This is a genomic window from Methanobacteriaceae archaeon (assembly GCA_030656015.1).
Classification (GTDB): domain Archaea; phylum Methanobacteriota; class Methanobacteria; order Methanobacteriales; family Methanobacteriaceae; genus UBA349.
Genome location: JAUSNX010000014.1, coordinates 109,072 through 124,536, shown reverse-complemented (window position 1 = coordinate 124,536; position 15,465 = coordinate 109,072). Strand labels below are relative to the sequence as shown.

Annotated in this window: 13 protein-coding genes and 7 tRNA genes; 14 read left to right on the top strand and 6 right to left on the bottom strand. The window is 32.4% G+C overall.

Annotated elements, in window-relative coordinates; all coding sequences use genetic code 11:
- Positions 1-268 precede the first annotated feature (268 nt).
- The 11 genes from Q7I96_10275 to Q7I96_10225 all read left to right on the top strand — a co-directional run bounded on the left by Q7I96_10275 (position 269) and on the right by Q7I96_10225 (position 4,165).
- Entirely contained in the window at positions 269-688 is a 420-nt protein-coding gene (locus Q7I96_10275; protein MDO9627989.1) for a zinc-ribbon domain-containing protein, read from the top strand.
- 261 nt (positions 689-949) lie between these two features.
- Positions 950-1,022: transfer RNA gene (locus Q7I96_10270), tRNA-Asn, on the top strand.
- Positions 1,023-1,027: 5 nt separating this feature from the next.
- Positions 1,028-1,101 (top strand) — tRNA-Ile (locus Q7I96_10265).
- Positions 1,102-1,167: 66 nt separating this feature from the next.
- Positions 1,168-1,242 (top strand) — tRNA-Glu (locus Q7I96_10260).
- 145 nt (positions 1,243-1,387) lie between these two features.
- Positions 1,388-1,471, top strand: a tRNA-Leu gene (locus tag Q7I96_10255).
- Positions 1,472-1,516: 45 nt separating this feature from the next.
- Positions 1,517-1,592 (top strand) — tRNA-His (locus tag Q7I96_10250).
- A gap of 277 nt (positions 1,593-1,869) precedes the next feature.
- Positions 1,870-2,169, top strand: a complete 300-nt coding sequence (locus Q7I96_10245; protein ID MDO9627988.1) for a hypothetical protein — start codon at positions 1,870-1,872, stop codon at positions 2,167-2,169.
- Between the two features lie 57 nt (positions 2,170-2,226).
- The gene (gene hjc / locus Q7I96_10240; GenBank protein MDO9627987.1) at positions 2,227-2,634 is read left to right on the top strand and encodes a Holliday junction resolvase Hjc; all 408 of its coding nucleotides are present in this window, start codon (positions 2,227-2,229) and stop codon (positions 2,632-2,634) included.
- 520 nt (positions 2,635-3,154) lie between these two features.
- A tRNA-Cys gene (locus tag Q7I96_10235) sits at positions 3,155-3,226 on the top strand.
- Between the two features lie 48 nt (positions 3,227-3,274).
- Positions 3,275-3,425 (top strand) — tRNA-Trp (locus Q7I96_10230).
- A 122-nt stretch (positions 3,426-3,547) separates the two neighbouring features.
- Positions 3,548-4,165, top strand: coding sequence for an MBL fold metallo-hydrolase (locus Q7I96_10225; protein ID MDO9627986.1), 618 nt, complete (start codon positions 3,548-3,550; stop codon positions 4,163-4,165).
- A gap of 168 nt (positions 4,166-4,333) precedes the next feature.
- On the opposite strand, the gene Q7I96_10220 is transcribed toward Q7I96_10225, so the two are convergent.
- The 6 genes from Q7I96_10220 to Q7I96_10195 form a co-directional block, all read right to left on the bottom strand.
- Positions 4,334-5,281 (bottom strand): metal-dependent hydrolase, encoded by a 948-nt coding sequence (locus tag Q7I96_10220; GenBank protein MDO9627985.1) that lies wholly within the window; start codon positions 5,279-5,281, stop codon positions 4,334-4,336.
- Positions 5,282-5,468: 187 nt separating this feature from the next.
- Entirely contained in the window at positions 5,469-7,283 is a 1,815-nt protein-coding gene (locus Q7I96_10215) for a DUF2207 domain-containing protein (GenBank protein MDO9627984.1), read from the bottom strand.
- A 23-nt stretch (positions 7,284-7,306) separates the two neighbouring features.
- Positions 7,307-7,864, bottom strand: a complete 558-nt coding sequence (locus Q7I96_10210) for a LemA family protein (protein ID MDO9627983.1) — start codon at positions 7,862-7,864, stop codon at positions 7,307-7,309.
- A 320-nt stretch (positions 7,865-8,184) separates the two neighbouring features.
- Positions 8,185-8,835, bottom strand: a complete 651-nt coding sequence (locus Q7I96_10205) for a TrkA family potassium uptake protein (protein ID MDO9627982.1) — start codon at positions 8,833-8,835, stop codon at positions 8,185-8,187.
- Positions 8,836-9,028: 193 nt separating this feature from the next.
- Positions 9,029-10,459, bottom strand: coding sequence for a TrkH family potassium uptake protein (locus Q7I96_10200; GenBank protein MDO9627981.1), 1,431 nt, complete (start codon positions 10,457-10,459; stop codon positions 9,029-9,031).
- A gap of 222 nt (positions 10,460-10,681) precedes the next feature.
- Positions 10,682-11,473: a slipin family protein gene (locus Q7I96_10195; protein MDO9627980.1), complete on the bottom strand. Its 792-nt coding sequence runs from the start codon at positions 11,471-11,473 to the stop codon at positions 10,682-10,684.
- A 382-nt stretch (positions 11,474-11,855) separates the two neighbouring features.
- Here Q7I96_10195 and Q7I96_10190 point away from each other — a divergent pair, with 382 nt between their 5' ends.
- The 3 genes from Q7I96_10190 to fhcD all read left to right on the top strand — a co-directional run bounded on the left by Q7I96_10190 (position 11,856) and on the right by fhcD (position 15,329).
- Positions 11,856-12,872, top strand: a complete 1,017-nt coding sequence (locus Q7I96_10190; protein ID MDO9627979.1) for a UPF0104 family protein — start codon at positions 11,856-11,858, stop codon at positions 12,870-12,872.
- Positions 12,873-13,075: 203 nt separating this feature from the next.
- On the top strand, positions 13,076-14,209 hold the full coding sequence (locus tag Q7I96_10185; GenBank protein ID MDO9627978.1) for a PAS domain S-box protein: 1,134 nt from the start codon (positions 13,076-13,078) through the stop codon (positions 14,207-14,209).
- 226 nt (positions 14,210-14,435) lie between these two features.
- Positions 14,436-15,329 (top strand): formylmethanofuran--tetrahydromethanopterin N-formyltransferase, encoded by an 894-nt coding sequence (fhcD, locus tag Q7I96_10180; protein MDO9627977.1) that lies wholly within the window; start codon positions 14,436-14,438, stop codon positions 15,327-15,329.
- Positions 15,330-15,465: the final 136 nt, after the last annotated feature.

The following is a 15,465-nucleotide window of genomic DNA, read 5'->3' as shown; positions in this document are numbered from 1 at the left end:
TTATGACTTTAATTAATTTAATTAATTTTTAGTAATTCTCTAATTTTTTAATAGATTATTAAAATAATAGATTATTAAAATTATTTAATAGCATATTTTGATAATATATGTATTTTTTTGAATTCATATAGAATAAAATAATAGAATATAAATTAAATAGATGGAATAAGTATTTACATTATACTCATCATTTAAAACATATTAAATTAGCATACCTTAAATTAATTATCAATTAATGAAAAATAATATTGATAATAAGGATGGAATTATGGCATATTGCTCTAATTGTGGCGAAAAAAATAAAAATGGCAACAAATTTTGTTCAAACTGTGGCGAACCTTTAAATTCGGCCCGTTCAGAACCATCTAAACCCATTAAATCTCGCTTGAAATCTCAAGAGTCTTACTCAAAAAGTCAACCATATACTGAACGACCTTCTAAAATGGAAAATCGTTATGAGACTCCAAAAGTTACATTTGAATGGAATATTGTCATTGTGGGTGCCTTAATTTTGGTAATTGTGGCCGGGATTTTAGGCAGGATTTTACCTATTTTAGCCATTGTTATTGCGGCAGCTATTGCAATTATTTATGCATTATCTGCTACTCGTAAAATGGCTACTATTGTTGTGATAATACCTTTAATAATGGTCCTGGCTGCTTCAATTTTTGCACTTTTTAGCTTGTAATGAATTTAAAAAAATAATTTAGTTTCAGCTAAAAACCATTTATCTGTATCATTTTTAGCCATATTATTATGAATTAAGCAAAATTTAGTGAAATTTAGCTGATGAAAAGAGGATTTATTTGTAAAAATGATCCTGCACCCAAAACGTTTATATACAATGACTATCAACCTAATTATACTCCCATAAAGGGCTATGTTTTAGAAGGCTGTAAACATAGGGCTTTGGTTTGTAAGCTTGATTTACAGGCTTTACTTGGCAAGTGCCGCCGTAGCTCAGTAGGTAGAGCGTTCGGCTGTTAACCGATTGGTCACAGGTTCGAGCCCTGTCGGCGGCGTCCTTGGGCCCATAGCTTAGCCAGGTAGAGCGCCCGGCTCATAACCGGGCGGCCATGGGTTCGAATCCCATTGGGCCCACTTTAAGTATGCCTTTATATATAAAAACAAACCTAATATAAAATAAATTTAATATTATATTCACATGCTCCGGTGGTGTAGTCCGGCCAATCATTTCGGCCTTTCGAGCCGAAGACTCGGGTTCGAATCCCGGCCGGAGCATTTTTCATAATTTTGAAGTTTTTCGTTTCAGATGAGTTTTATCTTAATAATTTTCACAATTATATAGATAAATTTCTGAAAGATTGCACTTTTTGGGTGATATTTAATGGATTAATAGCATCTTATAGATGTTTGCCTTTCCTTAGCGGGGGTGCCCGAGCTGGCCAAAGGGGACAGGCTTAGGACCTGTTGGCGTAGGCCTACCAGGGTTCGAATCCCTGCCCCCGCATTGAATCCTAATCATGATTTAAATTAATTCAATTTTATAAAATGTGCCGGGGTGGGGTAGGTGGTTATCCTACGGGACTGTGGATCCCGCGACTCGGGTTCGAATCTCGGCCCCGGCCCCATGATTACTTCTTTTTAGATATAATTTGAATTATTTTGATTTTTTATATCTTTTTAACATATTTACAGTTGCCTTTTTGAATCAAAACTGCAATTATTAAATTTTCAACGAACTAATTTCCATAATGTACGTTTTTAATTACTTTTGCTTGGTTTTCTAAAATAAAATTTTGATTTAATTAACTAATAATCTTTTTAATAAGTAAATACACAATAACTATATCAATTTACAAAATAAATAATTAAATCGACTAAGCTTAATTTTAAGGATAGATCCCTATGATAAAAATGGAACGAACTTATGGATGCTTTCGTGCTAATGTTTTAGCCGATGGCAAGCAAATAGGGACCATGGAAGGGATTTATCTCACTCAATGGTTCGTAAAAAATAAATACCGCTTTACAGGTTCATTTAATCGTTATTTAGCCGATGAACCTAAATATTATCATCCGGGGGTAACTGTGGATGTTGTTCTCCCAGAAAAACAAATAATTGTAAAAAATGTGTTTATTGAATGGATTAGAGAACCATCTGGAAGTGGAACATTCAATGCAGAAAGAATTGAAAGTTACATTTAATATTTTATAATTACGAGAATTAATTTCTAATTTATTTTTTAATGCTGGCTGAGTTTTATGGTAAAAAAAGGATCGAGAGAAGAAAGAGATTTAGTTAGAATTCTTTGGGAAGAGAAATTTGCAGCTATGCGAGCACCGGCCTCTGGTGGAGCAACAAAAAAACCATTACCTGATGTTTTAGCAGGGAATGGTGAAAAATACCTGGCCATTGAGGTGAAAACAACCACTAAAGACAGAATTTATATTGATTCTCCTAAAATAGAAGGCCTTTGCGAGTTTTCTAACATTTTTGGGGCCATACCTTATGTGGGAATTAAATTCAAGTATAAAAAATGGCGTTTTTTGTCTCCTGATGATTTATTCCAAACTAAAAATGGGAACTACCGTTTAGATTTGGACCTGGCATTAGAAAAAGGTTTGGAGATTAATGAACTTTTAGGCCAAGATAAACAAGTTAAATTTTAATAAATGGGAATAAATTAATTAAATTGAATATAATCTACTTTTTTTCTCATTGTCATTTATTAAGAATAAACTAATTTAATATAATTAATCAACTGAGGTGGAAAAATTGGTAAACTGGATAGTATTGTCGTGTTTTTTGATAAAATAAATAAATTTTAGAACTTATTAGAAAATAGCTTAACCTTCTTTTTGTATTTGAAATTTTATAATCTAAAATCACTTCCAAATACCATCAAGCAAATAGCATAATCGTTGCACCAATATGTATGGTGTCAGCATATCTTATCATTTTAAAGCCCCAAACTGAAAGAATTACACAGCATATACAAAAAATCATCTTAATAAATTAGATTAGTGCATCTCCTACAATCATTATATGCTATTTTTTCAAATTTTGCTAATAAACTGGGGTTTGGAATTATATATTAATTTTTTATTAAATTAGACATAAAATTTAGAAATATTCTTGTTCATCACCATAAGGTTTAAATATTAAATTCATCTACTAATTAGTTACTATGCCAAGGTAGCTTAGAGGCGAAGCGGTGGACTGCAGATCCATTACACGGGAGTTCAAATCTCTCCCTTGGCTTGTATTATTATCTTGAGAATCATCTGATTTTTAGGAAACCTATTATTAGGGGTCATAGTGTAATCAGGCTATCATCTGGGACTCCAGTTGTCTTTGAAGAAAAGCGCGCTCTGAAGGTATTCAAGTACCCAATGATGATCAATTGGAGTACTGAGACATGAGAAATCCTAGGATCTGGGTTCAAATCCCGGTGACCCCATTTTATGCTCTTTTTAAATAGATTTATATCATTTTAATTATAATATCAGTATTCAAAGGATATTGATTTGTCAACTCAATTTTGATTTTCTAGAAATTTTAAGTTTAGTTACTGGTGGAAATATGGAAAAAATAAATGATGTGGCTTTTATTGAAGGTAAAGGATATGATTCAAATATTTATGTCGCTGGAGACATTATTTTTGACACGGGAACTGGTGAAAACAAGAAATACGTTTTTTCTGAGATTTTAAAGGCAGGAATTAACCCCGCAGATATTTCAACCATTGTAAATACACACTGTCACTTTGACCATGTAGGTGGAAATTCTCTCTTCTCAGGGGATATTATGATCCATGAAGAAGATGCAGAAGCACTGGAATCTGGAGATAGTATGGCTACAGCAGCTTATATGTTTGGAAAATCAACCGAACCTACAAAAATAGCCAAAAAACTCCAAGAAGGAGATAAAGTAGCTGATTTTGAAGTAATTCATACTCCGGGCCATACTCGAGGAGGAATATGCCTATTCGATGGTGAGATTTTAATATCTGGAGACACAGTTTTTGCCAATGGCGGAATTGGGAGAATGGATATTGGTGGAAGCTATGAGGATATGATAAATTCTCTGGAAAAGCTTCAAAAGATAAGTGTGGAATATTTACTTCCGGGCCATGGTCCCTGGACTAATAATGCCCAACAACACATAGATATGTCATATAAAATGGCTAAACGCTTTTAATAAACGATTATAATTTCTTTAAAATTAATATAATAAAAAAATTGTTCTTTAATTTTTATTAATTTAAATTTTAAATCTTATTTTTTAATTTTTTTAAATAAAATAAATTTTAATAACTAATTCTAATAATTATATAATTTTAACCTCAAAATTTCATCAAATAATCAATTAGCCATCAACATAAATGGTTAAGTTGCTTGGAGTATAATGACCACCCAAAAAGTCGGAATAAGTTATTTTCCACTGATTATTCTCAAATTTAGCATCTATAGGAGTATAATATGAATACCAGATGAATCGTTGTGCTGCAACCGTAGAATTGGTCTTTTTAATGGCGTTAATTCCTGAGGAATACGTTCCATTTTCAATCACAAGGCCACTATAATTTCTCTGGAATGTTTTTTTCCCTGTAAGTCCATTATATGTGTAAAGCTGATATTCTTGGTTTTCAGGATTGATAAGAACCCCTTGCCATACAAACATGTTTGAAGTAGGATAAGTGGCTGTTTGAGTGAAATTTCCTTCTAAATTTTCTTCCAGAGCATGAGTAGCATTTATCTTTTCATAGCATCTTAGGCCTCCAAACGAAACCAGCATAATTACAAATAGGACCATGGCTATTTTTTTGTACTTCCAGCTTATTTTAAGGTATAACACAATCAAAACTGCTAGAGCAGCTATGGTGGTCAGGGCATCGGTGTAATAATAGAGATGGGCACTGAAACGTTCCATGGAGAATGGATAAAAGAGGGGAATACCTCCAGTAGTCAAGAAATCCAAAAATAGATGGGTTAATACTCCAAAATAAGCTAATAAAACGGTTTTCCAATTGAATATTAGATTAATGTCTCTTTTAATTAGTTTTCTGACAAATTCCTGGATTGGTTGCCTGGTTACTAGGTATAGGAATATTGCTGCTGTCATAAATCCAAAAATAAATGAATGGGTAATTCCTCTATGGGTCAAAATGAAGAATTCGGGGAGCAAAAATCCTATAAAAATTAAAATAAAATCAAAATCTGCTGATGTACCACCCAAACTTCCTTCTATAGGCCATTTAGATCCTATAAAGAATAAAATAATGAAAGGAATTAGAAAATGTGTGAAAAGATCCATGGGTTGACTCCAGAATTATAATTAATAATTTATTAATATTGATTTAAGTTTAAGTATTTGTTTAAATTTTGTTGAAGTCTTATTTTTTAATTTTATAAATTTATTTTATTTATTAGATACTCGAAAAAAGTTAGAAATTAAAAAGTTGGAGATATTGATTTCCAAGGAATAAATGGATGGTGGTAATTTAAAAGGCTCCCCCACCTCCACCACCAAATCCTCCACCTATGTCCCCAATAGTTCCCACAATATCGCCAACGTCACCGTTGGCTGAGCTAGGACTCATTCCCATGTCCAATGAAGAAGCTAATAGATAATAACCACCATAATAATGGAACATGAACATGTCACTACTTTCTAATTGGTCTGTAGGTAGTGATAATTCCATGGCTTTACGAACTGCTTCGGCAGAGCCTAATGCAGTGGCATATACTAAGTATTTGTTCCATATTTTAACTGATTCTGGAGGATATTCATTAATTAAACTGAAATCATTTATATATTTCTTAAAGTTCTGCCATTTGGCATCATATTCTTTTCCATAGGTTGTCCATTGCCCTCCAATCTTTTGAGGTAGAATTAAAGAAACTGCTGACACAACTCCTAATGCTATGGCACATAACATGGCACTTCCAGCAACTGGTAAATCAAAAAGACTTACAAAAAAGACTATTATGGCCACAATTATCCCACCAGTTCCAAAAATCTTTATTAAAGAATCTCCTTTCTTTAAAAAAACTTCTTGAAGCTTTTCATCATTTAAAAACTCGGCCTTAATAGCTCCTTTCCAATTTAAATAAGTTCCACTAAAAATTCTGGCTTCTTCTGGATTTGATAAGCTACTGGAAATTTTATCCAGTGATATGGTTCCATCTTCTTCAAAACTCTTTAAAAAGTTGTAAACATATGATTCGAATTCATTGAGTTTCTCAGGATCTTTAGATAGATTTAAATTAAAGAATATAGATTTGGATACTTCTAATCCATAGCCTTCTTTTTCAGAATCTTTGCTGCTTATAGTAAAATACTTCCTATCAATTAAATCCATTATGGTGGCTTTAAATCCATCCATATCTGGTTCTCCAATCTTTTTTGAAAATCCAGGTCCACATATGGCATTCACAATTGCTGGAGGGTCATTGGATGGTATGTCTCTTTCGTATTCGGCTTGATAATTAATTTTAGGTTCTCTTCCATATTTCCAGTATATAATACATGGAATAAAACATGCTAAAATCAATATAACTGATAAAAATGAGTAAAGCAAGTGTTTAAAGTGCAATTGATTCTGGTAATTGGCCTGCATTTGCCCTATGGTTGCTGCTGCATTTTTATTTATTATAATCCCATTAGTGGGATTGGCCAGGAATTGACTTTTAGGAATAAGCATTCTTAATTCAAAATAATTTCCAGTGGGGATGTTGGTACTGGTTACTTGTAGATCATTGCCTTGCCAAACTGAATTTTCAGCATAATATGGAGGATTTAACCAAATTTTAACTCCACTACTTGAGTTAAGGTGTATATTGGCCACCATTTTTTCAATATCAACGCTCCACCCAGAACCAACTAATTTGTACTGCAATTCGGCAATATCATTGTAGAATTTTATAACATGTGTAAAATCGTACTCATAAGTCACATAAACGCTTTTGTCAGTAATGGGAATTTTTTTCGCAGCATCAGAATAAAGGTTAACTTTTATATGCGCATTATTGCTTTGATTAGTTACAGTATACGTGGAATATGCTCCACTACTGGTAACTTTCAGATTTTCGACCTGCTGGCCATTTAAAGGAATGTCTCGGTATACTCCGTGAAAAGTTCCTTGAAAAGAGTAATGAACCGTCTCTTTAACATGAATGCTTCCATCATCCAGCACAAAAAGGTCTATATTCATTAGAGGTATGGAATAACTGTTATCTGCATAACTAGCTGAACAGCATAATGAAATTGTAATCAGAAAAATAAAAATAAATGAAATAAAATGTTTTTTATCCATTAAATCACCTAAAATTAAACCATCTAAAATTCAACTTTAGGTACTGATCTAGCGGATTCTTCGGTTTCAAAGAATTCAGCTTCACTAAAATTGAATTGGTTGGCAATAATGCTACTCGGGAACATCTGAATTTTGTTATTGTACATCATTACCGTATCATTGTAGAATTGTCTGGAATAAGCAATCTTATCTTCGGTTTCAGATAACTGGGCCTGTAATTCCTGGAAATTTTTACTGGCTTTTAAATCAGGATAATTTTCAGCTACGGCAAAGAGAGTTTTTAAAGCTCCAGTTAACTGATTATTGGCCTCTTGATTTTCCTGCACGCTTTGAGCATTTATAACATTTGAACGGGCCTTAGTTACCTCTTCAAATACTCCTTTCTCGTGTTTAGCATATCCTTTGACGGTTTCCACCAAATTTGGTATTAAATCAGTTCTTCTTTTAAGTTGAACGTCTATTTGGGACCATGCATTTTTTACCCGGTTACGTAGATTAATCAGGCTGTTGTACATGGATACAATCCAAACTATTAGAATTATTATGACTATTAGAACAATGACTGTTATTAACCAACTCATTTTTTACACCCAATACCAATAATGCATTTTTTATTATTTAAATTTTATTAAATAATTAATTCAAATGAATATTGTTCAAAAATAAGCTTTTAGAATGATTTTCCAAAGGTTATAATGGTCAATATGAATAATTTAATTTTAATTGATATTTTAGGAATATAATACCTATAGGAATAAATATCTAAAAAAAGCATAATTATTATATTCAAAATATGAAAAATTGAAAATAAGACTTATTATGCAAAACTTTAAATTGCTGTTAATGTAATTAAGAATTTAAAAAAGTATTAAAAAATATTTTTATTATTAATTAATGAATTTTATTTAGTAAAAATCTTAGTAACTTCTTTTACGGCATCTATTTTTACTAGAACAGAAACTTTACTGCCTTCATTTAAAATCATATCTGCACGGGGAATTTCAATATGGCCGTTATTGTAGATAGAAACAATAATGTAATCGTCTGTGGGAGAAATGTCCCCTACTCGTTTTCCGATTATTTTCTTATTTTTAATGGTCATATCCAGTATTTCGGCATCACCACTACCTAAAACAATCAAATCTGCTACTTTAGGCCGGGTTATGAGTTTTTCAAGATAACCTGCTGCAGTTCGCTCCGGACTTATAACATGATCAATACCTACTTTACGGAAGGCTTCCTCGTGATCAGGGTTACTTACTCGTGCAATAATCTTGGGGATATTATATTCTCTTACCAAAATGCATGAAAGCAAATTAGCTTCGTCATTACCGGTTGCAGCCACAAAAACATTAGCATTGTTAATATTCGACTCTTCCAGTGTTTTGATGTCGGTTCCATTACCACAAATCACCAGAGCATCTAATTCTACCGCAGCATTACCACACAATGATTCATCATTTTCAATGAGGGTGACATCGTGACCATCAGAAATTAAAAGGCTTGCTAGAGTTAATCCCACTCTACCTCCCCCCATTATAACTACATACATATATTGTACACCTTACTTTAATCAACTAAGCATTTAACAGGATAAATTTGAAATATTGATTTTTATTAATGTTTTTTAAAATATAAAAATTCTAAATATCACTAATTCAGTGAGTGATTTTCTTTGCATATTCTTATTAATAAGCTTTTTCTAAATTAATATTCTAAAATTTTATTCATTAATTCTAATGCAACTAGCTGCGTTTTAATAATTCTAATCCGCCTCTTACTAATATCAGAACAGGTATAATTTCCAGTCTCCCAACCCACATATTAAAAATCATTACTATCTTTGCGATTTCAGGCATATTAGGGGATGTAATCCCCATACTCAACCCAACGTTTCCCTGGGCCGATGCTACTTCAAAAAGGGAGTTCAAAGGATCGTAGCCATATGCTGCCAAGACTAACCAACCGAATAAAAGAAAAACAATATATATTGAGGTGTAAGAACTGGCCTCTCTAATTTCTACGTCACTTACAGTTTTTCCTGAAATTTTACGAGGTATTACTGAACCTTCTGGAGTTAAAATCTTCATTAATTCCCAGTAAACTCCTTTAAGGATGGTAACTATTCTTATTAGCTTAATAGCACCAGTAGTTGAACCGGCAGCCATTCCAATTACCATACATGTTAAAATTAATATTTTAACATAAGATGACCAGGCTATCATTTGTGGAAGAGTTTGAGTATTTGACCCGGTACAACTAAGAGCAGAAACGACGTTAAAAATAGAATCGAGCGGTAAAATTTTACCACTCATAAAAATAAGCATGGAAAATAATGCTACAATAATGACCATGGCTTGAAACTGTATATCTTTTATAGCGAATTTTACATTTCCCTTCAAAACCCGATAGTGCACCAGGAAACTGGTACCACCCACGATCATTAAAAATATGGTGATCATGGTGATTAAATCGCTTCCATAGGCACCAATATTTCCATTTTTAATGGACATTCCTCCAGTGGAGAGATTAGTCATGGTATTGTTAATAGCATCAAAAAGGGACATTCCAGCAAGTCCATAGAGGACAATTCCTAAAATAGTATAAAATAAATAGATCCACCAGATGGTCTTCACGGTATTGGGTATGCTGGGTTTTATACGTTCTTCCCTAGCTTCAGACTTGTATAATCGAGATGCAGCGGTTCCAGGACGAATAAGAATTCCTATAACCACAATAACTACTCCAACTCCTCCAATCCACTGCTCAAGACTTCTTAAAAATAAAATGGATTTGGGAAGTATTTCAACATCGAGAAATATGCTGAGGCCACTACCTGTCCAGGCAGACATATTTTCAAAATAAGCATCAATAAATCCCATTTTAAGGCCTATAATCATCACCAAACTACCAATGAGAGCTGCCCATAGCCAAGCCAAGGCCGCGATTATCATTCCGTGCTTTAGCCTTATGGATCCTCCAGAAGGAACAATTTGTTTTATTAGAGTTCCTATGGTTATGGAAATGGCCGAAGGTATAATAAAACTAATATAATTATTTTCTCCATAAATCAGAGAAACTATAATTGGCAGGATAACTACTACACCAATTCCCTGCATTATGCCTCCCAGATACTCTGAGACTACAAAAAAATCCCGCTTTCCGAAATACTTCATATTATCTTATTAGAGATTTCCTTGATAACATATAAATCTTGTCTTAACAGTAAAAAATCATGTTATTAAAACAGGGATAATTGATGTCAGGGCATTTAATAATCTATTAATCTTGAATATTCAGTTAAAAATAAAAATAGAAAATGTATGTAGTTCTTATTTATTAAATTAGACTTTTTAATCACTTTAAAAAATAAATAAATAAAAATTTAAATATTGTTTTTATTTAGATTTTTTTTCTTCTTCCATAACACTCAATTCAGACCCTAGGAAGTCTTTAATGTCCCGTATACTGTTGAGTAATTGTGCAGGGAACACAATGGTTGAGTTTTTCTCGGCAGCGATGTTACTGAGTACTTGCATAATCCGCAGCTGCAGAGCTACTGGATGTTCAGTAATGATATCTGCAGCATCCCCTAATTTACCTGCTGCCAGATATTCTCCTTCTGCAGAGATAATTTTGGCTCTTTTCTCTCTTTCAGCTTCAGCTTGTAGAGCAATAGCCCTTTGCATGCTTTCTGGCAATTTAATATCTTTTATTTCCACGGTGGTAACTTTAATTCCCCATGGTTCGCTGTGTCCATCTATAATTTCCTGAATTTTTTGGTTGACATGAGGGGTATCTGATAAAACTTGGTCTAATGTAAATTGTCCTACCACACTTCTAACAGTGGTCTGAGAAATCTGATTTACTGCTCGGTTGTAGTTTTCAATCTCTACTACTGCTTTATATGCATCCACCACTTTAAAATAGGCCACTGCGGCCACATCAATGGTTACATTATCTTGTGTAATGATTTTCTGAGCAGGGATAGGCATAGTAACTATTCTAAGTGAAGGCTTTACCATACGATCAACCAGAGGAATAATTATTCTAAGTCCTGGTTCTCTAACACCTATTACTTTACCCAGTCTAAAAACGACTCCTCGTTCGTACTGGTTCACAACCTTGACAGAAAGTCCGATAATAATCAGTATGGCTGCCAATATAATAATTATAGTAAGCAAATCCATTTTATACCCTCCAATGTTCTCTAAATTTTAGATTTTAAACTAATATTATTTCTACTTTTAATAATATGCCTCTTAAAACTAATAAAATTTAGTAAAAATAGGTGAATAATAAACTCAAAAAAGCAAAAAATTTAAAAGGTAATTAATTTAGTATTTAGTTCTATAATTTTATATAGTAGTTTAGTTTAACTAGTCTATTTAACTAGATACTAATCCAATTTGTATATTTTTCATTATCTAAAAATTTTTAATGGTCTGATTTCTATAAAACAAAAATTTTGCTATACTTACTAATTATTTAGATCTATTAAATTTAAAATATATATTAATTAATAATAAAATTCAACTTATTAACCTATTAACTCATTAATGACTGGTTATAATGAAACACAAAGGACTAATTTTAATACTGGTTGGCATAGGGATTATAGCAGCCATGATAATATTCATAGGCCCAGAGAAAATCTTAAATGCATTGGAAAAGGCAAATCCAATTTTTATAATCTTAGCAATACTTGTTCAATTCCTTGTTTATGGCTTGTGGGCATTGAGATGGTCAATAACCACTAACTCCGTCAAAATAAATGTTAAGAAAAGACATCTTTTACCTATGCTCATGGTGGGACTTGCAGTAAACAATATCACTCCTAGTGGCAGAGGAGGAGGAGAACCGGTCAGGGCTTATATTTTAAGCAAATATTCTAAATGTTCCATGGAATCTTCATTTGCAACAGTGATTGCAGATAGGGGCCTGGATATGTTCCCATTTATCGTTTTAGCAGTCATAACTATTTTTGCGGTTATGATGACTTTTAGTCTGCCGTTTTGGGTTCTTTTAAGTTTAATTATCGCTGTAATACTACTTATTGTAATTTTTGTACTGATTTTTTATACATCTTTAAACAAAAAAGCAGGAGAAAAATTCACGCGATGGGTTTTAAAACTTATAAGAAGGTTTTACCGGAAAAATCCGGAAAAACTTGAAAAAAAAGCTTTAAGTGCCATAAATGAATTTCAGTTCACCATGAAAATAATGCTGAAAGATAGGAAAGTAATGTTATATGGTATTCCACTTTCATTTTTGATCTGGTTTTTTGAAATAATGAGGGTTTATCTGGTATTTTCCGCCTTTGGAATGGATATATCATTAATTTTAATAGCAGAAGTTTTTATAATTGCCAGTTTAATTGGAATGATTCCATTACTTCCGGGAGGCCTAGGGGCGGTTGACGGGATTATGATAATACTTTATTCTGCTGCGGGTGTCCCTCCTTCGATTAGTGCCGCGGCCACTGTTCTGGAACGATTAATATCATTTTGGATGACTTCTATTATAGGGATCGCATGTTTGCCTTATTTCGGGTCTGGTGTTATTGAAAAAATATCAAAGAAAATATAATATGCTAAACTGGTATAGTAAAAATATTAACTAAAAAATTATATTATACCTAAATTAGTTAAATAATAAAATCCATAATTTATAATGTAAACTGAATTGTTCATAATATTTAATTCATAAACAATCATAGATTAATATTTAATTATTATTTAAAAATTATAAGAATTAATAATTAGTAATTTAATTTAAAGTGGAGATTTTAAATGCAGGAAGAGTATTCTCATATGGGGGGAGGAGTTACTGAAGATAGTGATCACTTTGAATTAAAAAAATCATTCTTAAATGAATATGAGATGTTAAGTGAGGATATTAGGAATTCCAATCAATTTTTAAATTTATTACTAGACCAAAATCCAGATCCTTGGTATTTATATGACTTGAAGGGATTTTTAATTGACTGTAACAAATCTTTTGAAGACTTGGTAGGTTACACTCGAGTTGATTTAGTTGGTAAATGTTTTTTGCAACTAAAATTACTACCGCTTATCCAAAGAGCCAGAGCTAAGATTATTCTGGATAAAAATGCGGCAGGTATGATCAGTGGCCCAGATGAATTTGAATTCATAACTAAAAATGGGGAACTGATTAATGTTGAACTTAAAAATTCTTTAGTTGACATAAAAAATCGAAAATTAGTTCTGGTAACTATAAGGGATGTTGAAAAGCATTTAAAGAAAGAGAAAGAGCTGGAAAGTCGCACTGAAGCTCGAGAAAAAATGATTGAGGAACTTTATCGGCAAATTGAAAAAAATTTGCAGATTGTAACCAGCCTTATGAATCTCCAAAAAGCTCACATGAGGGACGATAAGGATGCTGAACTTCTTCAAGATACTCATAATCGTGTTAAATCTATTAGAAAAGCTTATGAAAAGCTTATTCAATCTCCAGAGCTTACTCGTATTAATTTTGCAGAATATTCTAAAAGTATTCTCTCCGGCCTTTTAAGTACCTATGCTCCAGAGCCAGGTAATATAGGGTTAAATGTTGAATTAGAAGATACTTTCATGGATATGAGTACTTCTATTCCTTTGGGTATGATTTTAACGGAATTAGTTTCTAATAGTTTTAGACACGCTTTTAAACCGAATATAATGGGTGAAATAAGAATTATTTTTAAAAATTATCCAGATTACTATGTTTTAAGGGTTCAGGATAATGGTGATGGATTCCCTGATGATGTTAATTTTGATAGAACACATTCGCTGGGCCTGCAACTGGTTAAAAGTTTAGTAAATCAGATAGATGGTAATATGAAAAGAAAACTGTCCGGCGGGACTTGTTTTTCAATAGAAGTCCCTAAATTGGGAAGTCTAGAGCTGGATCGGATTTATGAGTGATTTTTTTATTTTAACTTATTTTAATTATTTTAAAATATAATTATGATTATTTCTAATATATTTATTATAGCAAGCACTTATTTGTAATTTCTTTAAGTGTTTAATTAATTAATTAATTCAAATCTCTCAAATTTTATATAAAATCCGATTATTTCAGATTATTTCTATAAAATCAAATAGAAAAATATATAATAATTCTTTTACTACATCAAACTCGGTGATAATCATGGAAATAAATGGTGTGGAAATAGAAGATACTTTTGCAGAAGCATTTGGAATACAAGTTTCACGATTGTTGGTAACAGCAGCAACAAAAAAACTGGCTAAAATAGCCGCTACTGAAGCTACTGGATACGGAACATCTGTTATTGGATGCCCTGCCGAAGCGGGTATTGATTGTTATGTGCCTCCATCAGAAACCCCTGATGGCCGGCCAGGATACATAATCATGATCTGTAACATGAACAAGGGAAAACTTGATCATGAATTATTAGAGCGTGTAGGAATGTGTATTCTCACTGCAGCTACAACTGCCGTCTTTGATGTTCTTGATGATGAAGATGAAAAACTAAAAACCGGTCAAAAACTGAAATTCTTCGGTGACGGTTATGAGAAAAAATTGGAACTTGATGGAAGAACCATATTCTCTATCCCCCTCATGTCTGGTGACTTCTTAATTGAAGGAGAATTAGGAATTAAATCTGGTGTAGCCGGAGGAAACCTCATAATACTTGCCGATAGTCAAGCAGCAGGTTTACTCGCTGCAGAAGTTGCAGTAGATGCTATTGAAAATGTCCCGGGTACCATTACTCCATTCCCTGGAGGAATTGTAGCTTCTGGTTCTAAAGTTGGATCTAACAAATACAAATTCTTAGGTGCTTCTACCAACGAAAAAATGTGTGTAACCCTAAAAGACGAAGTAGAAGATACTCAAATCCCTGCTGATGTCAATGGTGTTTACGAAATTGTTATTGATGGTGTAGATGAAGAATCTGTTAAAGCAGCAACTAAAGCAGCTGTTGAAGCCGCAGTTAAAGTTCCAGGTGTTTTAAAAATCAGTGCTGTAAACTTTGGTGGAGATCTGGGTGCTTACAAAATAGTTTTGCATGATTTATTCTAAAAAGGGAGTTAATAACTCCATTTTTTTGAATTATTTTTTTTAAATTAAATTCAAGGATTTTATTTTTCAATTTTTTTATTAATTATTTTTTATTATTATATTAAAAAATAAATTATAATAAGAAATAAATTAAAAA